We start from the raw sequence: 19,646 nt of genomic DNA, 5'->3' as shown, positions 1-19,646 counted from the left end.
GCCTCCTACAGCTCGAACGTGGCGAGGTGGATCTGCCGGCGGGGCACCCCGGCCTGGCGCAGCGCCCGCACCGTCGAGGTGACCAGGCCGGGTGGCCCGCAGAGCCAGACGTCCCGGTCGGCGAGGTCCGGTACGAGCTGGCGCAGCCCCTGCGGGCTGAGCATCCGTCGGGGGCCGGGGTCGTCGCGGGAGCCGATGACGTACCAGACGTCGGTGTCGTAGGTTTCGGCGAACCAGTCCAGTTCCTGATGCAGCAGCACGTCGGCCGGGGTCCGGGCCCGGTAGATCAGCGCGGCGCCCGGCGGCAGTTCCTCCAGCAGCGCCCGGATCGGGGTGATGCCGCTGCCGCCGGCGATCAGCAGCGACCGGCCACGGGTGCGGTGCGCGGCGGTGAAGACCCCGGCGGGCCCCTCCGCCCAGACCCGGGTGCCCGGCGTCAGGTCACGCAGGCCGGCGGTGTGCCGACCGACGACCTTGACGGTCAGTCGCACCCATCGGCCGTTGCCGGCCGCGGACGGGGAGAACGGGTGCGCCTGCCACCAGCGGCCGGCGGTGAGGAACCGCCACCGGAGGTACTGCCCGCCGCGCAGGTCGAGCAGGTTCAGCCGGCGGCCGGTCAGGTAGACGGAGATGGTGTCCGGGTTCTCCGCGACCACGTCGGCCACCCGCAGGCCGTGCCGGAGGTTGAGGCGCAGCGGCACCACCACCCGGCCCCCGAGCAGCGCGGCGGCCACCAGCAGGTACGCCACGATCCAGCCGGTGCGTACCGGCCCGGGACGGAAGAGCTGCTGGCCGTGGGCGAACTGGTGACCGAACCCGAGCAGCAGCACCAGGTAGCCGCTCAGGTGCAGGTGGTGCCAGAGTTCGTAGGGCAGGGCGGTGCGGATCGCCCGGATTCCGGTGAACCCGAGCAGGGTCAGGATGCCGGCGGCGACGAACGCGCCGAGCATGTCCTCGTAGTCGCGCAGCAGCACCCCGGCCTCGACGAGCACCGACTGCCTCTGCAACCGGGCGTAGCCGGTGAGGACCAGCGACACGTGGGCCAGCACCGCGACCAGCAGGGTCACCCCGATGTCCCGGTGCCAGCGGGCGATCTGCTCGCCGCCGAGCCGACGTTCCAGCACGGGCAGACGGCTCATCAGCAGCACCTGCACCAGCAGCAGGTAGCCGGCGACCAGGCCGGCGATCCGGCCGGCGGCGGTCAGCGTGGCGGTGGTGGTGCGCAGCGAGTCGTCCGGGGTCTGCCACCACCAGGGCAGCACCGCCAGCAGCAGCCCGGCCCAGAGCACCGCGAGCACGGCGCGGCGGCCGGCGGGTCCGCGCCGGGGCGGCACCCGTACGGCTGCCGTCGACCGGCCGCCGGACCGGGACGGGGTCCCGCCGCGGCGGCCGGCGGCGTGGGTACGGGGGTAGGTCACGCGTACAGCTTGATCGGGGTGTATTTCATGCGGGGGAAGATCTTGTCGACCTCGGCGTTGGTCAGCCCGAAGCGTCCCTGCGCGACGGAGCCGTAGACGTCGAACATGTTGTTGTACTCCGGCACGTCACCGCTGTCGAGGTCGTCCAGGCCCGGCCAGGCGCCGAGCAGCGAGCCGGCCAGCCGGCGTCCGGACAGGACGGTGACCACCCCGCCGTGCCCGTGGTCGGTGCCGCCGCTGTTCGAGGCGACCCGGCGGCCGAACTCGCTGGAGACCATGATCGTCACGTCGGCGGCCTGGTCGCCGAGGTCGGTGAAGAAGGCGGCCATCGCCCCGGCCAGCTCGTTGAGTCGCCGCCAGAGCTGCCCGCCCTCGCGGGTGCCCTGGTTTTCGTGGGTGTCGTAACCGCCCATGCCGATGGTGGCCACCCGGACGTTCGCGCCGCCCTTGATGAGCTGGGCGAGCTGCTTGAACGAGTTGCCGACGCCCCGGTACTCGACCCCCTCGGCCGCCTGGTACGGCTGCGCGGCGAGCTGCTGGGCGGTGGCGAGGGCGCCGAGGCCGTCCTGGACGGCCTCCTCGACCGGGTGGTTGATGCCGGTGAAGAGTCCCCGGATGGCCTTCTCGGTGGCGGCCCGGTACTTCTGGTCGCCGTTGAGCCGTAGCGAGCCGACGCTGTTCAGGGAGAGCGCGCCGTTGGTGCCGACCAGTGACCGGGGCAGGGTGCTGCCGATGCCGACGCTGCGGAACGCGGTGCCCTTGCCGAGGTGGTCGACGAGGCTGTCCAGCCAGCCCCGCCCGCCGGTCTCACCGGGCAGGCCGCCCAGGTTGCAGGTGTCGGCGGCCTGGAAGTGACTGCGGGACAGGCGCTCGTCGGAGACGCCCGGGACGAAGCCGAGCTGCCCGGCCTTCAGCCACTTCTCCAACGGTGTGAACGCGCTGGTCAGCGTGAAGCCCCGGGCCAGGGCCAGGGAGTCCGCGCCGAGCAGCAGATCGGGGCGGGCCTTGCGGAGCACCGGGTCGTCGGCCGGGGCGACCAGGCTCAGCCCGTCCAGTCCGCCGTAGAGGAAGACGTGGATCAGGGTGCCGGTCTTCGTCGCGGCGAACGACGCCGAGGTGGTGACGAACTGGGCGGTGGCGAGCGCGGTGGCGGTGGCGGCGGCCCCGGCGACGAAGGTCCGGCGGGTCACCCCACGGCCGTCCTGCTGGGCCTCCTCCTCCGCTTCCAGGCGCAGGTAGCGGTCCCGTTCGGCGGCGTTCTCGGCGGCCACCACGTCGGCCTCCGCCCGCAGCAGCGCCTCGGTGGGGTCGTCCGCCAGCCGTCGCAGGTCGGGGCATTCGGGGTGCAGGGGGTACGAGTACACGGTCTTCTCCATCGGGTGCCTCACCGGAGGTGGTGCTGGGGGGACGCGAGGATCGCCCGCGCGACGGCGGTGATGGCCCCGTTGAACGTGGCGTCGACCCTCGTGCCGGCCGACACCCCGGCGACGCCGAGGATCAGGGACTTCTCCCGGGCCGTCAGCTTCTGGTGGACGAGGCGCCGGGCCAGCGCGTCCACGTACGCCCCGGCGGTGGTCGGCGGCTTGGCGACCAGCCGTTCGGGCTTCACGTAGGAGAACTCCCGGCGGTGGCCGCTCAGCACGTCGCCGACCTCGTTCCAGCCGTTGACCATGGTGCCGGCGGAGGTCCAGGCGACGTAGACGTCGGGGTAGCCGTCCGGGGTGGGCTGCCCCATCGGGTAGTGGCCCAACTCCCGCAGTCGGTCGTGGATCCGGCGCAGCCCCCGGGCGTACGGGGTGCGCCTGTCGTCGCCGGCCTGGTAATCGGCGGACGCCTCGGGCGAGACGCCGAGCACCCGGTACGTGGCGATCAGGTACTCCATCGGGCGGCGGACCTTCTGCCCGACCGACGCCCAGAACTCCGACGAGCTGAACAGGGTCATCAGCACCGGCTTGATCAGGCCCTCGTTCGCCGCGTACGTCTTGGCGAGCCGGTCCACCAGGGTCTTCGGCGGGGTGTCCGAGACGAACCGGGTGGCCAGGCTCTGCGCGACGTACCGGGCGGTGGAGGGGTGCAGCGCGAGGTACCGGAGGTACGCGTCGATCGTCGCGTCCGCCTTCTTCGGGTCCCGGGAGCTGTTGGCGTGGGTGAACCCGAGGATCCTGACCTTGCCGACGTAGTGCCGGTCCTCGCGGAAGACGTACTCCCCGTCCCGGACGCCGCGTCCGGTCTGGAGCATGGCGGCCTGCCGGACGTCGGACTCGGTGTAGCCGCCGTCGACGCCGACCGAGTACAGCTCCAGGTTCTCCCGGGCGAGGTTCTCGTTGACCGCGTCGGCGCGGGAGTCGTTCTGGTTGAGGTAGAGCAGCAGCGCGGGGTGCCGGTTCGCGGCGACCAGCATCTCCGGGTAGCTGGTCAGGGCGTACTTGCGGACCACGTCGACGTCGAAGGAGTGCCGGTGTACCTCGCCGCCGTCGAAGTCGGCGGCGACGTGCAGGAAGTCGTTCCAGAAGTCGACCATCACCTCGAACAGTTGCCGGTCGGACCAGATCTGTCGGGCGATGGTGGCGTCCACCATCTCCTTCTCCGGTTGCGCCCCGCGCTCGTTGAGCTGGTCGCGCTGTTCCCGGAGCTGCGTGGGGGTCAGCCGCAGGGTGGGCAGTTCACTGAGCTTCAGTTCCGCCCTGGTGGGAGCGATCTTCTCCGGGTCGAGCTGCCAGCGCAGCCAGGCGTCGATGCCCATCCGCTCGATGTCGGCGAGCACCTTGGGCGTCGCCCCGAAGGTGGCCCGGGTGGCGAGGTGCCGGACCGGGTCCTTGGCCAGCACCGTCTTCACGGTCACCGTGGTGGCCGCCGCGGCGGCGGCCGGACCGGAGAAGGTACGGCCCCCGGCTGGGGTGTTCCGCTTCAGCGCGGTACCGGCCCGGGAGCCCATGTAGCTCTCGTTCTGCTCGGTGTAGGTGCGCACGGTGCTCGGCTGCCGGCCACTCGGACGGTTCGGGTTGCCGTCGGTGGCCCGGGGGGCGGTCGCGTCGCCGGCTGCGGCGTCGCCGAACAAGCCCCGTACCTGCGGGGTCATCGCGAGCGCCGCGCCACCGGCGATCACCGCCGCGGTGCCGCCGAACGCGGCGAGGGCGCGACGTCGGCTCCGGCGGCGACCGTCGCCCTCGTCGTCGTCCAGGTTGGGCAGTCCCAGGTCGCCGCCGTATCCCTGGGGACCGGGGCCGGCCGGGCCGATCCACTGCGGTCCCCGTCGCCTCGGCTCGCCGGAGCCGGACCGGGTGGCTGGTCCCGGCTGCGCCTGGCCCGGCCAGGGTCCGTACGACGTCTGGGAATCGTCCGGTCGTCCGGCGTACGTGTCGTCGTGGTACTGGTCGGCCGGCGCGTGACGGGACGGGGCGTACGGCCGGGCCGGGTCGCGATACCCGTCCGGGGTCGGGTGGGGTCGTCCGTCCCAGCGGCCGTCGTCCCGTGGGTGGCGTGGTGGCACGTTCTGGTCGGCCATGTACCAATCCTGTTTCCTTGGTCGCCGGCCGGGACCGGCGCCGGGGGCGGCGGGCCGGTGCGGGCGGCGGTTGCGGAGGGGGGTGCCACGGCACGGTAATCAAGGGGTGCAGGGCCATCAAGGTGCACGAACACCGCACGGAAGGCCACTTAAGACACCGCTCAGAAGGGTCCGGGGCCCGGCCGGACATCCGCTGGTCCGGCACCGGGCGTCCGGAGCAGGGCCGACTCGGTGGCGGACGGCCCGAACGCGACGTTTTCCCACCTTGGGGCGAGATCGGACCGGCTGGGCGGCACAGTGAAACTTAAGGTCCCACTAACAGGGTGCTGAGGTGGTCGATCCGCCGACGTCCGGTGCTCGCACGCGGGGCAAAGAAGCAGCAGCAGGGGCGTGAGTCGCCGTCGCAGCGGGTATGCCGCCGGACCGCTGAACCGCGTGAGGGGAAGGCACCGCCATGCTCAGCAAAGAGGATCAGCGCAGGTTCGAGGAGATCACCCGGAACCTCCGGGAGAGTGACCCGGCGTTCTTCGCCCGGCTCGACCAGCGGGCGCGAGCTCGCCGGGGCCGCTACCTGGTGCTGTTGACGATCATGTTGTGGGCCGCGCTGCCGGCGATGACCGTGCTCGCCGGACGGGTGGTCGGCGCGGTCTGCGCCGTGGTGCTCGTGGCCAGCTCCGCCCTGCTGTGGCGGTACCGACGGCGATGGCTGTGACGTTCCGCCGACCCGGTCGGCGGACCGGCCACCGACACCGCCGGGGCACGGGTCGCCGGCACCATCGGGGAACGAGTGGCCGACGCTGTCGGGGCACGGGGCGCGGCCGGCGTCGGGAGACGGATCGACGTCACGCCCGGTCGCCGACGCCGGGAACGGTGTCGGGCGGGTCGCTGTCGGGGCTGGTCCCGACCTCGACGGAGCCGAGGTCGGCCGCGCCGAACCGCTGGTACGCCCGGCGCAGCCGCTCGGTCAGGCCCGGGCCACCGAGGGCGCTGCCGGGCGGTCCGAGCTGGCGCAGCAGCAGTTCCGGATCGGTGGCCAGGGTCGGCGGCCGCTCGGGCAGCGGCACCGGCGGCAGCCAGAACCGGTCCACCAGGTCGGCCAGGGGTGGGGTGGGCAGGTCGCCGAGCACCCGCGCGGCACCGGCCGCCCGGGTCGGGGCCGAACGCTGCGCGGCCGGCTGGGTGCTGGCCGGGGCGGCCGGCTGGGGTCCGGACGTGCCGCGCAGGGCACGCAGCCGGTCGAGCAGTTCGTCGCGCTCCCGGCCGCGCCAGTGCAGCAGCCGGAACGGGTCGGCGTCGAACGCCTCGGCCAGCAGGTAGAAGGTGGCCGCCAGGTGCTTGCAGGGCACCGCGACGTCGGGGCAGGAACAGTGCTGGGCCAGGTCGCCCACCCCGGTGGGGAAGAGGGGCGCGCCAGCGGCGGCGAAGAGTTCCTCCAGCTCGGCGGGTAGGTCACCGGCGAGCAGCCGGGCGCTGAAGAACGCCTGCGCCGCCAGGGCCTCCTCCAGGCGCGTCCAGAGTGGCTCCGGGAACCGGTCCAGCTCGATACGGACCTGGTACGGCCGGGGCCGGGAGCCCTGCACCTCGGCGGTGACCGCGCCGGCCGCGACGTCCAGGGTGAGCACCTGGCCGGCGCGGGCGTACGCGCGTCCCCGGGTCAGCCGCGTGCCCAACGCGAACGACTCCAGCACCTCCAGGAACCGCCGGGACCACCAGGACTTTCCGATCGCGCCCCGCTCGCTGCGGGCGCGCAGTCCACCGGAGACCCGGCGGGGCCGGCCGTAGTCGGCGAACCGGCCACGCGCGGCGGGGCTCACCCGGCCACCGCCTGCGGGTCGAGGGTGAACAGGTCGCGCAGGTCGGCGGTGGACAGTTCGGTGAGCCACTGTTCGCCGCTGCCCACCACCCGCGCGGCCAGGCCGCGTTTGTCGGCGATCATCGCGGCGACCCGCTCCTCCACCGTGCCGGCACAGACGAACTTGCGGACCTGGACCCGTCGGCGCTGCCCGATCCGGAACGCCCGGTCGGTGGCCTGGTCCTCCACCGCCGGGTTCCACCAACGGTCCACGTGCACGACGTGGTTGGCGGCGGTCAGGGTGAGACCGGTGCCGCCGGCCTTGAGGGAGAGTACGAACAGCGCCGGGCCGCCCAGGGCCTGGAAGCCGGTGACCATGTCGTCCCGGTCGGCCTTGCCGACCCCGCCGTGCAGGAAGAGCACCTCCCGACCGAACCGGGCCGCCAGGTGTCCGCGCAGCATGCCGCCGAACTCGGCGTACTGGCTGAACAGCAGCGCCTTCTCCCCCGCGGCGAGCACCTCGTCGAGGATCTCCTCCAGCCGGGCCAGCTTGCCGGAGCGGCCGGGCAGCGCCGAGCCGTCGCGCAGCAGGTGGGCCGGGTGGTTGCAGACCTGCTTGAGCTTGGTCATGGTGGCCAGCACCAGGCCACGCCGTTCGATCCCGTCGCTGGACTCGATCTTGGCCAGCATGTCGTCGACCACCGCCTGGTAGAGCGCGGCCTGCTCGGCGGTCAGGTTGCAGAGCACGTCCATCTCGAGCTTCTCCGGCAGGTCGGAGATGATCGAGGAGTCGGTCTTGAGTCGCCGCAACACGAACGGGCCGGTGACCCGGCGCAGCCGCCCGGCGCTCTCCTCGTCGCCGTGCCGCTCGATCGGTTCGGCGTACTTCTTGCGGAAGGTCGCAGCCGGGCCGAGCAGGCCGGGGTTGGCGAACTGCATGATCGACCAGAGGTCGGCGAGGCGGTTCTCGACCGGCGTACCGGTGACCGCGATCCGGTGCCGGGCGGGCAGCGTCCGTACCGCCTCGGCCTGCCGGGTCGCCGCGTTCTTGATCGCCTGCGCCTCGTCGACCACCACCCGGTGCCAGTCGACGCCAGCCAACGCCATCGCGTCCCGGGCGGCCACCGAGTACGTGGTGATCATCAGGTCGGTCTCGTGCACCGCCTCGGCGAACCGCTCGCCGCGCGCCCGGTCCGTCCCGTGGTGGACGTGCACCCGCAGCCCGGGGGTGAACCGGGCGGCCTCCCGCTGCCAGTTGCCGACCAACGACATCGGGCAGACCAGCAGGGTCGGCCCGGCCTCCGGCGGGTCGGCGGCGAGCAGGGCGAGCAACTGCACCGTCTTGCCGAGACCCATGTCGTCGGCGAGGATCCCGCCCAGCCCGAGGGACTGGAGGAACGCCAGCCACGCCAGCCCCCGCCGCTGGTAGGGCCGCAGCGTGCCGTGGAAGGTCGGCGGCGGGTCCAGCGGGGTGAGCCGCCGCTCGGCCTGCCCGGAGAGCAGGTCACCGAGCGCGCCGTCGGCGCTGATCTCCAGCACCGGCAGGGACGCGTCCGCCTCGTCGGCGAGGCCCAGCCGGAGCAGGTCGGCCACGGTCAGCTCGCCGGAGGAGCGGAGCAGCCGCAGCCCGGCGGCGAGCCGCTTCGGGTCCAGCTCGACCCACTGCCCGCGCAGCCGGACCAGCGGGCTCTTCCGTTCCGCCAGCGCGGCCAGTTCCTCGGCGGTCAGCGGCTGGTCGCCGAGGGCCAGCTCCCAGCGGTAGTCGACCAGCGCGTCCAGGCCAACCCCGCTCTGGGCCGCCACGGTGCCCGGGGCGGTCCGGCTGCGCGCCTGCAACCGCGCGCCGAGCCGGGCGCCGGGACGCCGCCACCAGCCGGGCAGCAGCACCCCGAAGCCAGCGGCGTGCAGTACCGGGGCGCCCTCCCGGAGGAACCGGTGGGCGCCCTCGGCATCCAGGTCCAGGGTTTCCGGTGTCGCGGTGCGCAGCGCGCCGTCCAGTTCCGGCCAGAGCCGGCTGGCCCGGCCGAGTTCGGCCAGCAGCGTCTCCTGCGGGGCGTCGAGCCGGTCGGCGAACACCGTGGCGCTGGCCGGGTCGCGCCAGATCGGGCCGGCACCGACCAGCAGGCCCGGCTCGTCGGCGGCCTGCAACCCGAACTCGACCCGCCAGGTGTCCGGGTCACCGGGGGCGTCCGGGTCGATGGGCGGTTCGGTCAGCCGGAAGCTGGCCCGCACCGGGTTGCCGACCGCGTCGCGCTGCCAGGCGTCCAGTTCGGCGCGGAGCGCGTCCCGGTCGGCCGGGACGACGGTGAATCCGGGTCGGCGGCCGGTCAGCGCGGTCAGCCAGGCCGCGGCCGGGTCGCGTCGCCCGGTACCGGGCAGCCGGAGACCGTCCAGGGCGGCCCGGGCGGCGGCGTCGGTGAGCGCGTCGAGCGCGTCGGCGACCAGGTCGGCCGGGCTCGGTCCGGCCTCGGCCGTCGACCGCCCGTTGTCCGACCCGCCCTCGGCGGCCAAGACTGCCGGGGTCGATCCGGCGGCGGCGGTCCGGACGGCGCGGGGCGGCGCGCGGTGGGCGGTGGCGTCCGGCACGGCGGCGCGCACGGACGGCGGCAGGGCCAGGGTGAGCGCGCGGACCCACCCGGCGTCCGCGCCGGTGAGCAGCGGATGCCAGACGGCGACCGCCCGTCCGGTGGCCTCGGTACCCGGTCGGGCGTCGTCGGCCACCACGGGCAGCACCCGGCCCCGGGTCACCAGGTCCGTGGCGAAGGTGGCGAGCTCGGCGAGGTGCCGCAGACCAGCCCCGCGCACCCCGGCGTGCCCGTCGACCCGGCGGAGCAGGGCGAGGGCGTCGGCTGGCGCGTACGCCAGGATGGGCACCCGCCAGCGGGCCAGGGTGACCGGCCCACGGACCGGTTCCACGGCGGCGGTGCGGACCAGTTCCGGTGAGTCGAGTGGCGCGCCGCCCCGGGTGGGCAGGGCGAGTACCACCGTGCCCGGGCTGGCGGACGTGGCGGCCGGGCCGAGCACGGCGGCCAGTACGGCGTCGTCGGCGGCGAAGGGATGCGGGCGTTCCCGGGGCGGACGGCCGGGACGGCGGGGCGGGCGCGCGGGTGCGGTGCTCTCCTCGGCCCAGAGGGCGAGCCCGACGCCGACCAGCCACACCCCGTGGATGACCAGCACACGTCCCCCCTCGTCGTCGCCCCGGCACAGGATAGTGAGCCGCCCCCGGGTAGCGTCGGGCACCGTGTCCGACCTTCTGGTGATCGGTGGCCTCGGAGTGGACGTGCGGGTACGCGTGCCCGCGCTGCCGCTGCCCCTGGCCGACTCCCTCCCCGTCGACCCCGTCGACCTGCGGATCGGCAACACCGGGTCCGGGGTGGCCCTCGCCGCGCACGCGCTCGGCCTGCCCGTGACGGTGGTCGACGTGGTCGGCGATGACCCGCCCGGCGACGTGATCCGGGCGGCACTGTCCCGCACGGATGTGACGGCGGTGCTGCGGACCGATCCCCGGGGTACCCGACGGTCGGTGAACCTGGTCGATCCGACCGGCCGACGCATGTCGCTGTACGACGCCCGCCCGTGGCAGGGGTCGCCGCCGTTCACCGCCGCCGAGCTGGCCGAACTGGTCGCACGGGCGTCCCACGTACACCTGTCGATCATGGATTGGACGCGCGACCTGCTGCCGGCCCTGCGCGCCGCCCTCCCCGAGGGGGTCACGCTCTCGACGGACCTGCACGACTGGGACGGCCACAACCCCTACCACCGGCCCTTCGCCGAGGTCGCCGACCTGGTCTTCGTCAGCGGGGTACGCCTCGGCGGGGCGGCGGCCGACCTCGCCGCCACGCTGTCTCCCCGGACCGTGGTGGTCACCCACGGGGCGGACGGCGCCGTGCTGTACCGGCCGGACCGACCGCCGGTGCGGGTGCCGGCCACGGCACCGCCCGCGCCGGTGGTGGACAGCAACGGGGCGGGCGACGCCTTCGCGGCCGGGTTCGTCGCCGTCCGGCTGCGTGGCGCCGACCCGGAACCGGCGGCCCGGTACGCGGCCGAGGTGGCGGCGGCGGCCTGCACCCACGACGGCATGGAGTACCCGTCCGGGCTGCTCCCGCCGCCACGCTGACCACGACGCGGGTCGCCCGCCGGGATCGGGTCAGAGCGCTCCGGTGGCCCCGTCGGTCAGCTCCCGCAGGATGTCGGCGTGGCCGACGTGCCGGGCGGTCTCCTCGATCAGGTGGACGTAGATCCAACGCAGGTTCACCTCGCCGAGCTGCGGCTGGGGCACCACGTGGTCGAGGGGGAACCGGGCGGCGACCTCCCGGGACCGGACGCAGGCCGCCTCGTAGTCCGCGGTCAGCTTCTCGACGGTGTCCTCCGGACCGACGGTCCAGCTCTGCCGGCTCGCCTCGACGGAGAACACGTGCTCCTCGCCGGGCTCCGGAGCGAGCAGCCACGGGAACCAGTTCGTCTCCACCAGCGTCAGGTGCTTGACCACCCCGGCGACGGTGGTGTCGGAGGGCACCAGCCGGCGGACCGCGTCGGCGTCGGTGAGGCCCGTCAGCTTCCGGAGCACCACGCCCCGGTGCAGGTCGAGGAAGGCTTCCAGCACGGCGCGCTCGTCCCCGGTGCGGGCGACCACCGGGGCGAGCGTGGGGTCGATGGACACGTCGGTCGAGGTATCGGCCATGCGCAGACGGTAACGGGGAAGACCGACATCTGCTGCCTCTTTTGCCCGGACGCGTCCCGCCGCCCCGCCCCGACAGCCGTCCGGGGTGAGCCCCGGTCGCGGAATGGTCGTGCGGGTCGACGGTGGCCGGTGCAGGATGGGGCCATGGCATCCACGGCAGAGATTTCCCTGGTGGGCGGCGCCTTCGACGGTGAGACCATCACCGTCGAACTGGACCCGAACGGCCGGCCGCCGTTGACCCACCACCACCTCGCCGCGGGCAGCCTGGCCGGCGCGGAGATCTACGAACTTGAGTCTGCTGAGGGCGAACCGGCCTGGCGCTACTGCTGGCGCGGTCCCGCCACCTGAACCTCCCGCACGCTGCCGGTGGGTCGCTCACGCGGTGACCCGGGCAAGGGTGCGGGAGCGTAGGCCCTCCAGCACCGCCCGGGTCACCCGAGAGGTACCCCGGGCCTGCTCGCACACCTCGGCGACCCGCAGGGAGACGGACTCGGCGCGGGTGTCGCGTTCGTCCCAGAGGCGGTCGACCTCGGCCAGCAGCGGCCCCTCCACCTCCCGGGCCACCCCCTTGAGCGCCGGCACCCCGAGCCGCTGGGCCAGGTCGAAAACCTTCCCGGCGTACGGCAGGGGCAGGAACGGGATGTTCGCCATCGCGGCGAAGATCAGGAAGTGCAGGCGCATCCCGACGGCGAGGTCGAAGTGGCGCATCAACCCCAGCACCTGCGACGGTGAGTAGTCACCGTGCAGAATCCGCCCCCGGTCGGCGGCGGTCATGTGGGACATCACGCCGTGCGAGTGGCGGATGTCGTCGCGTTCCATCGGCACGAAGACCACGTCGGCGTCGATCCGGTGCACCAGGAAGTCACCGACCTGGGCGAGCAGGCGGTGGTAGGCGTCCACGTCCAGCCGCTCGGCGGCCCGGCCCGGTTCCCGTACGCTCATCCCGACCAGCCGCTTGCCGGCCCGTACGCCCTCCTCGCGCAACAGGTGGATCGGGAAGTCCGCCGGTTCGAGCAGGAACGCCGGGTCGGCGGTGACCGTGATCGGGGTGAGCAGTCCCGCCTCTTCTAGGACCACCCGGGACTCCTCGTCCCGGACGGTCACCTCGGTCGCGCCGGTCAGCGTCTCCCGGACCATGCCGCAGTCCACGCTCTCGGTCAGCGGCCCGACCCCGACCGCGTACGTGAGCAGCGGCAGCCCGCGTTCCTGGGCGACCCGGACCACCCGCAGGTAGCGGCGGGCCTCCCGGTCGTAGAGAATGCCGCCACCACCGAGGATGAGCAGGTCGAGCCGGTCGAGGACGGCCGCCGAGTCGACCCGGCTGACCCCCTCCCACGGCACCGCCTCCACGTTCGGGTGGTGGGCCAGGGTGTGCGCGGGGTTGCGGGAGAAGACGACCAGGCGGGCGTGCGGCTGCTGGTCGCGCAGGTCGGCCAGGAGCGCGGTCAGGATCGCCTCGTCCCCGAGGTTGCGCCCCCCGTACGAGCCCAGCACCCCGATGGTCAGCTCCCCCATGGCCGCCCTCCCTCGCCGGTTCCCCGGGCTACCCGTCCCCGCCCCGGCCATGCCTACCGCCCTGCGTCGGTTCGCCCGGTGCGGGTGGGACGGGGTCAGCCAGGTGGGCGTGCCGGGTGGGTGAGGAAGGGGACGACGGCCGCCGCCAGGGCGGGCGAGTCGACGATGTCGTAGTGGGTGAGGCCGGGCAGGACGGCCAGCCGGGCAGCGGGCCGGTCGGTGCCGTCCCAGCCGGCGTCCCGGTGACCGCCGCCGAGCAGCCCGAAGAACTCCACCATGTGCGTGGCCCGCACCGAGTCGGCGTCGGCGAAGACCAGCAGGGTCGGCACGGTCAGGGCGGCCACCTCGGCGGACCAGTCGTAGTCCCGGCGCAGCAGGTCACCCAGCTTGGTCCAGAGCACCGGCCAGTCCCGCGGTTCCGGCGCGACCCGGGCGTAGTGCGCGTACGCCGGTGCGGAGTGGGCCCCGGCGGCGGTCTCCTCCCCCATGGTGGCCATGCCGGCGAGCACCTCGGGATACCACCCGTCACGGCGGCACGGGGTGGAGACACAGACCAGCCGGCGGACCAGCCCGGGGTACTGGATCGCGGTCCGCAACGCGACCGCGCCGCCGAGGGAGTACCCGAGCACCTCGACCCCGGTCAGTCCAAGGTGGCGGACCAAGGCGGCGACGTCGTCGGCCAGGGTCTCGTGGCGCAGCGGGCGGTCCACGTCCGGCGTACGACCGTGGGCCTGGAGGTCGACGGTGATCACCCGGCGGTGCGCGGTGAGCGCCGGCAGGATCGGGGCGAACATCTCCCCGGAGCCGACACCGCCGTGCAGCAGCACCAGCGGAGCGCCCGCCCCGTGGCTCTCGTGGTACAGGTGCACCCCGTTGACGTCGGCGTAGCTCACGGCTCCCTCCTGGCTCGCGTCCACTCGGCGCGGAGCATCGCGTAGACGTACTCGTCCCGCCATTCTCCCTTGACGAACGCGCATTCCCGGAAGTGCGCCTCCCGCCGCATACCCAACCGTTCCGCCAGTCGGGCCGACGCGGCGTTCCGGGTGGAACAGCGGGCGACGATCCGGTGCAGACCGAACTCCTCGAATCCGTACCGGAGCATCGCGGCGGCGGCTTCGGTGGCGTAGCCGTGGCCCTGGTGCCGTGGGTCGAGGACGTACCCGATCTCGCCCTGCCGATGCTCGCGGCTGCGCCACACCAGTTCCACGTGGCCGACCACCCGGTCGGTGTCCCGCCGGACGACCGCCAGGGCCAGGCAGTCGCCCTCGGCGCGGAGCCCGTCCTCGCGGACCATCTGCGCCAGGGATCGGCGGGACTGCTCGCGGTCCCGGGCGGACCAGGACATGAACCGGGCCACCTCCGGCTGGCGCTGGTAGGCCCAGACGTCGTCGAGGTCGTCCAGGGTGAAGGTACGCAGGACGAGACGCGCGGTGGAGAACGGGCCGACCACCCGGTCGAGCCTACGCGCCGATCACGCGCCCGGGCGGACCCTGGGAAACCCTTCCCATACACGGTCGCGGATCTCTGATGCGAGACTCGCTGGGTTCACCGCACCGTAAGCCGGGAAGGAAATGCATGAGGCGGAAACTTCTCAGCGTGTTCGCCGCGCTGGCAATCACCGTTGGTGGCGGGACGCTGGCCACGGCGACCCCCGCCCACGCCACGGGCACGTTCGGCCTGCTCTGCACGATCAGCTCGAACGGATGGCTGTTCGCCTCGTACGACAGCTACGGCGGGGTCGGCTACCTGCGCACACTGCACGCCGGTCGCGGGTTCCGCTACCACCTGTCGAGCATCAGGGACGTCCACGGCCGCATCTGGATCTTCGGCCACGGCGCCGAGGCGGACACTACGGACGGGTGGATCCTCGAGAGCCACGTGAGCTGCTGACGACTGACCTGCCGTAGCGGCTGGCATCCCACGCTTGGCGAGGGGCTGGCGCAGCACGCAACGGTTGCCGGTAGAACCGGCAGCGGGCTGCCGGTTCTACCGGCGGCCCGTTCCGTGTCCGGTCGTGGGACAGGCGCGGCTGACGGTGCCAGGCCGCCGCCGCAGGCCAACAAATGTTTCCGCAACCGATACGCATCGCCCATCGACACTTCATACCCCCTACTGAGACATTGATCACTTCAAATGGTTAAAAGATGCCATCAAACCCGGGCGCATCGCCGCAACAACCCGCCCGAAGAGGAAAAGCGGAGCTAGCCGCCCAACAAGGTTTGATAGCGTGCCCACTCACGGTGATCTTTCGCGCACTCTGCGCGAGAAGCGCCGTGTCACGGGAGGAGTGTGTCAATGCGGAGATGGATCGCTGCCTTTGCGGTCGCGGCGGCAGGGGCGGTAACCCTGGCGGGGAGCCCGGCACAGGCCACGATTGCCGACACGGAGGCGGCAAGCCTGGCGGAGAGCCCGGCACCGACCACAATCGCCGACAAGCGCAACGACTTCGACAGCGACGGCATCGGCGACGTGATCGGCGTCAACTACGACACGCTCTACATCTGGAAGGGCGACGGCAGCGGCGACATCCAGAGCGGCGTGACGCTGGGCGCGGGGTGGCTGCCGTACCGGGAAAGCCTTTCCACCCCGGGTGACCTCAACAGCGACGGCGACGGGGACCTGGTCGGCATCAACTACGACAACGGATGCCTGTACAGGTGGTACGGAGACGGTAGTGGCGGAATCGGCAGTGGCGTGCAGCTCGGCTGCGGCTGGAGCCCCTTCTCCTTCAGCCTGGCCGGTGCCGGCGACCTGAACAACGACGGGGACGGGGACCTCGTCGGCACCAGTGACAGCAACGGGTGCCTGTACCGCTGGAGCGGCAACGGCAACGGCGGCTTCGAGACTGCCGTTCAACTCGGCTGTAGCGGATGGGACAACTACCGCGGGAACCTGACCGGCGCGGGCGACCTGAACGGCGACGGGAACGCCGACCTCGTCGGAATTAACTCGAGCAACGGCTGCCTGTATCGCTTCAACGGCAACGGTAGCGGCGGAATCAGCAGCGGCGTGCAGCTCGGCTGCGGGTGGGCCGCCTACGCACGCAGCCTGTCCGGCCTCGGCGACTTCAACGGAGACGGCCGGGGCGACCTCGTGGCCATTCAGTACTACGCGGACGGAAACGGAGACCTCTACCGGTGGCACGGCAACGGCACCGGTGGTTACAACTCGCCGGCGGCGATCGGCAGCAGCTTCTGGAACATCGACCTGGCGCAGTAGTTGTCGACGTGACACGCGGATGCTCAGGTAGCTCCACCAGGAGTCACCTCCTTCGAGCACGAGCCACCAGCCAGCCATAGCGACTGGCAACCCACGTTTCGGCGGCGTTCGCGATGGCCGCCGGCAGGAACCAGAGCGGGCCGCCGGTCGTCCGGCGGCCCGTTCTGCCACGGCCATGCCCCCACCCCCAGCGCGTGCCGTCGCCGGTCCTCGCCATCCCACGGCCCGCGCCGGCCGGGGAGCCCAGTACGGCCGACGACACCGGCGCGACCCCGGAACGGGTCCGCCGCAGGTCGACGGCACCGGTGGCGCCTCACCCCATTCGGCGAAGGGCCACCCGACCGTGTCCTTCGCGGGGGTCAGGGCATCAGGCCGAGCTGCGCCAGGATGCCCGCCTGGTCGGGGTGGAGGCTGAGTTCCACGAACCGCCCGTCCCGCACCCGCGCGAAGTACGCGCCCCGCGCGACGATCGCCCTGCCGGTCGGCGGCACCTGCCTCGACCCCACCGTCAGGGGACCGGTGTTGGTGCCAGTGAACTCCACCTCGGCGGCGACCGTGTCGTCGGCGTCGTCCACGATGCGGCTGGTACGGCGAATCCGCATGTCCGGAAACGCGGTCAACCAGGCCCGCACGTAGTCACGCGCGGCGTCCCGGGTGGTGATCGGCGCGCTGATGGTGGTGTCCCGGATCACGAAGTCGTCGGCGAGCAGGCCGACGAAGTCATCGATCTGGTGGGTGTCCCACGCCGCGAACCGGGTGTCGTCCAGCCTCTTGAGGGCTTCCCTGTCGATCACGCACCTCCCGCTGACGACCTCGTACGCTCTCGGTACATCCTGGCCGGGCAGCGCCTGCTGGTGGGGTGGTTCAACCCCTGTCGCGACCGGAGAAGGTCTCCCGGCGGGCCATCCACTGCAGCACGTAGCTCACGACGAGGAGGGCGAACGCCAGCAGCACCTCGATCCAGGCGAGGGTCCCGCTGGCGACGGTCAGGCCGAGCAGGAGCAACACCAGCCCGCCCACGGCCAGGACGGCGGCCCACAACAGCCGGCGGCGCCGTGTCGCCTTCCGATCGCTGCCCGACACCGCCCACCCTCCCTGTGCCCTCCGGTTCAGGTTAGTCAGGTGAACCAGTCGGTGGACCGATAACCGCCAAGTGACGCCTGCCGTCGACAGCCGCCCATCGACATACGCCCGTACAGTGCCTGGCCGTGGGAGATCTTTTCGGGACCCTCGCCGCTGCGGCCGGCGTGTTCGCGGGCACGAACGTCGACGACATCATCGTCTTGACCGTGCTGTTCCTGTCGGCTCGGGCGTCGGGCCAGCCTCGGCCGTGGCAGATCTGGGTCGGCCAGTACGTCGGGGTCGCCGCCCTGGTCGCCGTCTCTGCGGTGGCTGCCCTCGGTCTGACGATCGTCCCGGACCGGTGGGTGGGGCTGCTGGGCCTGGTCCCATTCGGTCTCGGGGTGTGGGGTCTGGTCGGTGCGATCCGCAGCCGGGGCGACGAGGAACTGCCCGCTCCGGCTGTGGCTTCTGGTCTGGCTTCCGCCATCGGGGTCACGGTGGCCAACGGCGCGGACAACATCTCGGTCTACACGCCCATGTTCCGCACGATCGGCGTCACCACCAGCCTGATCACGGTCGCCGTGTTCGCCGTCGGGGTCGCGGTCTGGTGCCTGGCGGGATCCTGGCTCGGCTCCCACCGCAAGGTGGTCGACGTCGTCGAGCGGTACGGGCACTGGCTCGTGCCGGGCGTGTTCATGCTGATCGGTGCCGTGATCGTGTTCGAGTCCGGGGTGCTCGCCCGGCTGGTGTAGCACCCGCTCAGTTGGCGTGCCGCTATGCGCTCGCGCGGACGACGATCTCGAAGCCGATGTCCACCGCCCTGTTCGGCACCTGCCGACCCGACAACTGGTCGTCGAGCATGGCGGCCGCCAGGCGACCGATGAGGTCGCCGTCGATACGGACGGTCGTCATCGACGGCAGCGTGTGCGCGGCGAAGTCCAGGTCGCCCAGCCCGACGACGGCCAACTGTGTCGGCACCGCGAGCCCACGATCGAGTGCCTCGGTCAGACATCCGTTGGCGAGGGCGTCCGAGCTACAGAAGACCGCGTCAGGAAGCTGTCCTCGATCGATCATCGCCGCGAGCTCCCGCCGGCCCTGGCCCATCGAGGTGGGCGACGTGGTGGTCACGACGGTGGGGGTTTCAAGGCCGTGCCGCGCCGCCTCGGCGAGAAACCCCGCGACTCGCCGCCTGGCCCGGTCGTCGTCACCCGTCAGGCAGGTCAGGCGCCGGTGGCCCCGGTCGATCAGGTAGGCACACACGGCGGTGCCCACGTCGGCATGGTTGGCGCCCACGACCATGTCAATCGGGTCGGCGCACCAGTCCCACGCCTCGACGATCGGCACGCCAGCGCGCCGCAGCAGGGCGGCAGTAGGAGCGGAGTGATCCACACCGGTCACGGCATGCGGGAGTAGCTGGTGTCGCGCAACGCGGCCAAGCTACCGCTGCCTGATATTCGGCCGTTGCTGTCGCGGCCTGTTCCGCCAGCCCCGGCCGTAATCAATGGAGTCGAATCGACGCGGCCCGGTCTAATACGGTGGGCGAGTCAGACGTCGACCCATCGGAGGCGATTGTTTGTCCGACGTGCCAGACGCCGACGCGTACCTTCCGCAGCTATGACCCGAGGATCGCGCCCTGGTACCTGACCTGGGCGGAGGTGAACCCGACCCTGGAGCCGTTCGATCCGGACACCACCCCGGCCGTCATCCGGTCACTGCCGCCCGCCGCCGCCGTACCCACCCGGCCACCCGGCCGGTCGGGCAGGCCGGAGGTGCACAGATGGGGGCAGCAGCAGGGCACCCGGTGGGCCGATGAGATGAGCTTCGCGATCGTCGGCCACTACGGGCACTGGGCGTCGGGCTGGCGGTGGGGTGTCGGCGAGGCCGACTTCGGCGGCGGACCTGTCCATGCCTGGTGCTGCCCTGCCGACAGTATGGGTGACCCGGAACAAGCGCTCAGCGTGGTCACCGAGGCGCTGGTCGAGTGGCGGGGGTGGCTGGAGGAATTGTCCGAACGCTTCGACCGGTTCCTGCCGTTACTCCTCGCCGACCCCACCGACCCGGCCGCCTGGGAACGGGCGGCTTTGCACCTGCTCACCGTAGTGGTCGACCGGACATGCGCCGACGGCGACTGGGAATGGCACTGCCGACAGGTGTTCGGCTGGTTCCTCGGTCTGGCGGGCCTACCGTCCGAACGGCACAAGCCGCTGCTCGACCAATCGATCGACGGTCGCTTCGACGACTTCGTCACCCCGTCGAACCTACTGATTCAGGACGTCGCGGAACGATTCGGTCGCGCGGCAACCGGCCAATGATCGAGCCCACCGCCGTCGATACCTTCCACCCCACCAGTAGCCACGGAACGGCGGACGACCTGACCTGACCAGGTGGAATCTACGTACCGACCTCGCCATCCCGTGTGCCATCGACCCGCCCTCCTGGGAAGCGGGCCGCCGC

19 protein-coding genes are annotated in these 19,646 nt (G+C 72.5%); 7 read left to right on the top strand and 12 right to left on the bottom strand.

Going from position 1 to position 19,646, the window contains the following annotated elements; genetic code table 11:
- Window positions 1–5 precede the first annotated feature (5 nt).
- Genes GA0074692_RS00975 through GA0074692_RS00965 form a run of 3 tightly spaced genes read right to left on the bottom strand, consistent with a single transcriptional unit; the run spans window position 6 to window position 4,923 of the window.
- Window positions 6–1,418 carry a ferredoxin reductase family protein gene (locus GA0074692_RS00975; RefSeq protein ID WP_091638617.1) on the bottom strand — a complete coding sequence of 471 codons (1,413 nt, stop codon included), beginning with the start codon at window positions 1,416–1,418 and terminating at the stop codon, window positions 6–8.
- Window positions 1,415–2,794, bottom strand: a complete 1,380-nt coding sequence (locus tag GA0074692_RS00970; protein WP_091638616.1) for a DUF1501 domain-containing protein — start codon at window positions 2,792–2,794, stop codon at window positions 1,415–1,417. Before GA0074692_RS00970 ends, GA0074692_RS00975 begins: the two co-directional genes overlap by 4 nt.
- Before the next feature lie 8 nt (window positions 2,795–2,802).
- Complete coding sequence (locus tag GA0074692_RS00965; protein ID WP_091638615.1) at window positions 2,803–4,923, bottom strand: DUF1800 domain-containing protein; 2,121 nt, start codon at window positions 4,921–4,923, stop codon at window positions 2,803–2,805.
- A 454-nt stretch (window positions 4,924–5,377) separates the two neighbouring features.
- Between GA0074692_RS00965 and GA0074692_RS00960 the strand changes: the two genes are divergently transcribed.
- Window positions 5,378–5,635 (top strand): DUF3040 domain-containing protein, encoded by a 258-nt coding sequence (locus GA0074692_RS00960; protein ID WP_091638614.1) that lies wholly within the window; start codon window positions 5,378–5,380, stop codon window positions 5,633–5,635.
- Window positions 5,636–5,765: 130 nt separating this feature from the next.
- On the opposite strand, the gene GA0074692_RS00955 is transcribed toward GA0074692_RS00960, so the two are convergent.
- Window positions 5,766–6,737 (bottom strand): SWIM zinc finger family protein, encoded by a 972-nt coding sequence (locus GA0074692_RS00955; protein WP_141725105.1) that lies wholly within the window; start codon window positions 6,735–6,737, stop codon window positions 5,766–5,768.
- Window positions 6,734–9,892, bottom strand: coding sequence for a DEAD/DEAH box helicase (locus GA0074692_RS00950; protein WP_091638613.1), 3,159 nt, complete (start codon window positions 9,890–9,892; stop codon window positions 6,734–6,736). Before GA0074692_RS00950 ends, GA0074692_RS00955 begins: the two co-directional genes overlap by 4 nt.
- 64 nt (window positions 9,893–9,956) lie before the next feature.
- Here GA0074692_RS00950 and GA0074692_RS00945 point away from each other — a divergent pair, with 64 nt between their 5' ends.
- Entirely contained in the window at window positions 9,957–10,832 is an 876-nt protein-coding gene (locus tag GA0074692_RS00945; RefSeq protein WP_091638612.1) for a carbohydrate kinase family protein, read from the top strand.
- A 30-nt stretch (window positions 10,833–10,862) separates the two neighbouring features.
- Here the strand turns inward: GA0074692_RS00945 and GA0074692_RS00940 are convergent, their stop codons facing one another.
- A complete protein-coding gene (locus GA0074692_RS00940) occupies window positions 10,863–11,396 on the bottom strand; it encodes a DinB family protein (RefSeq protein WP_091638611.1) in 534 nt (177 codons plus the stop codon).
- A 144-nt stretch (window positions 11,397–11,540) separates the two neighbouring features.
- On the opposite strand from GA0074692_RS00940, the gene GA0074692_RS00935 reads away from it, so the two are divergent.
- Window positions 11,541–11,744: a hypothetical protein gene (locus GA0074692_RS00935; RefSeq protein ID WP_091638610.1), complete on the top strand. Its 204-nt coding sequence runs from the start codon at window positions 11,541–11,543 to the stop codon at window positions 11,742–11,744.
- Window positions 11,745–11,771: 27 nt separating this feature from the next.
- Here the strand turns inward: GA0074692_RS00935 and GA0074692_RS00930 are convergent, their stop codons facing one another.
- The 3 genes from GA0074692_RS00930 to GA0074692_RS00920 all read right to left on the bottom strand — a co-directional run bounded on the left by GA0074692_RS00930 (window position 11,772) and on the right by GA0074692_RS00920 (window position 14,361).
- Window positions 11,772–12,911, bottom strand: coding sequence for a polysaccharide pyruvyl transferase family protein (locus GA0074692_RS00930; RefSeq protein ID WP_091638609.1), 1,140 nt, complete (start codon window positions 12,909–12,911; stop codon window positions 11,772–11,774).
- Window positions 12,912–13,006: 95 nt separating this feature from the next.
- Window positions 13,007–13,804 carry an alpha/beta fold hydrolase gene (locus GA0074692_RS00925; RefSeq protein WP_091652273.1) on the bottom strand — a complete coding sequence of 266 codons (798 nt, stop codon included), beginning with the start codon at window positions 13,802–13,804 and terminating at the stop codon, window positions 13,007–13,009.
- Entirely contained in the window at window positions 13,801–14,361 is a 561-nt protein-coding gene (locus tag GA0074692_RS00920) for a GNAT family N-acetyltransferase (RefSeq protein WP_091638608.1), read from the bottom strand. Before GA0074692_RS00920 ends, GA0074692_RS00925 begins: the two co-directional genes overlap by 4 nt.
- A gap of 125 nt (window positions 14,362–14,486) precedes the next feature.
- Between GA0074692_RS00920 and GA0074692_RS00915 the strand changes: the two genes are divergently transcribed.
- Together GA0074692_RS00915 and GA0074692_RS00910 are read left to right on the top strand one after the other, a co-directional pair.
- Window positions 14,487–14,801, top strand: coding sequence for a hypothetical protein (locus tag GA0074692_RS00915; RefSeq protein ID WP_141725104.1), 315 nt, complete (start codon window positions 14,487–14,489; stop codon window positions 14,799–14,801).
- 405 nt (window positions 14,802–15,206) lie between these two features.
- Window positions 15,207–16,130 carry an FG-GAP repeat domain-containing protein gene (locus tag GA0074692_RS00910; protein WP_091638606.1) on the top strand — a complete coding sequence of 308 codons (924 nt, stop codon included), beginning with the start codon at window positions 15,207–15,209 and terminating at the stop codon, window positions 16,128–16,130.
- 359 nt (window positions 16,131–16,489) lie between these two features.
- Here the strand turns inward: GA0074692_RS00910 and GA0074692_RS00905 are convergent, their stop codons facing one another.
- Together GA0074692_RS00905 and GA0074692_RS00900 are read right to left on the bottom strand one after the other, a co-directional pair.
- A complete protein-coding gene (locus tag GA0074692_RS00905; RefSeq protein WP_176738249.1) occupies window positions 16,490–16,924 on the bottom strand; it encodes an ester cyclase in 435 nt (144 codons plus the stop codon).
- Between the two features lie 70 nt (window positions 16,925–16,994).
- On the bottom strand, window positions 16,995–17,213 hold the full coding sequence (locus GA0074692_RS00900) for a hypothetical protein (RefSeq protein WP_091638604.1): 219 nt from the start codon (window positions 17,211–17,213) through the stop codon (window positions 16,995–16,997).
- Between the two features lie 125 nt (window positions 17,214–17,338).
- Here GA0074692_RS00900 and GA0074692_RS00895 point away from each other — a divergent pair, with 125 nt between their 5' ends.
- Window positions 17,339–17,944, top strand: coding sequence for a cadmium resistance transporter (locus GA0074692_RS00895; RefSeq protein ID WP_091638603.1), 606 nt, complete (start codon window positions 17,339–17,341; stop codon window positions 17,942–17,944).
- A 22-nt stretch (window positions 17,945–17,966) separates the two neighbouring features.
- Here the strand turns inward: GA0074692_RS00895 and GA0074692_RS00890 are convergent, their stop codons facing one another.
- Complete coding sequence (locus GA0074692_RS00890; protein WP_176738248.1) at window positions 17,967–18,581, bottom strand: substrate-binding domain-containing protein; 615 nt, start codon at window positions 18,579–18,581, stop codon at window positions 17,967–17,969.
- A 266-nt stretch (window positions 18,582–18,847) separates the two neighbouring features.
- Between GA0074692_RS00890 and GA0074692_RS00885 the strand changes: the two genes are divergently transcribed.
- Window positions 18,848–19,504: a hypothetical protein gene (locus GA0074692_RS00885; protein ID WP_091638601.1), complete on the top strand. Its 657-nt coding sequence runs from the start codon at window positions 18,848–18,850 to the stop codon at window positions 19,502–19,504.
- Window positions 19,505–19,646 lie beyond the last annotated feature (142 nt).

Source organism: Micromonospora pallida (genome assembly GCF_900090325.1).
Classification (GTDB): Bacteria; Actinomycetota; Actinomycetes; order Mycobacteriales; family Micromonosporaceae; genus Micromonospora; species Micromonospora pallida.
This window is presented reverse-complemented; position numbering and strand designations above follow the sequence as displayed.

Bases quoted from the DNA above. Each gene is read 5' to 3' on its own strand.
- GA0074692_RS00960 (WP_091638614.1), top strand. From the start codon at position 5,378: ATGCTCAGCAAAGAGGATCAGCGCAGGTTCGAGGAGATCACCCGGAAC.
- GA0074692_RS00930 (WP_091638609.1), bottom strand. From the start codon at position 12,911: ATGGGGGAGCTGACCATCGGGGTGCTGGGCTCGTACGGGGGGCGCAAC.
- GA0074692_RS00940 (WP_091638611.1), bottom strand. From the start codon at position 11,396: ATGGCCGATACCTCGACCGACGTGTCCATCGACCCCACGCTCGCCCCG.
- GA0074692_RS00915 (WP_141725104.1), top strand. From the start codon at position 14,487: ATGAGGCGGAAACTTCTCAGCGTGTTCGCCGCGCTGGCAATCACCGTT.
- GA0074692_RS00910 (WP_091638606.1), top strand. From the start codon at position 15,207: ATGCGGAGATGGATCGCTGCCTTTGCGGTCGCGGCGGCAGGGGCGGTA.
- GA0074692_RS00965 (WP_091638615.1), bottom strand. From the start codon at position 4,923: ATGGCCGACCAGAACGTGCCACCACGCCACCCACGGGACGACGGCCGC.
- GA0074692_RS00935 (WP_091638610.1), top strand. From the start codon at position 11,541: ATGGCATCCACGGCAGAGATTTCCCTGGTGGGCGGCGCCTTCGACGGT.
- GA0074692_RS00970 (WP_091638616.1), bottom strand. From the start codon at position 2,794: ATGGAGAAGACCGTGTACTCGTACCCCCTGCACCCCGAATGCCCCGAC.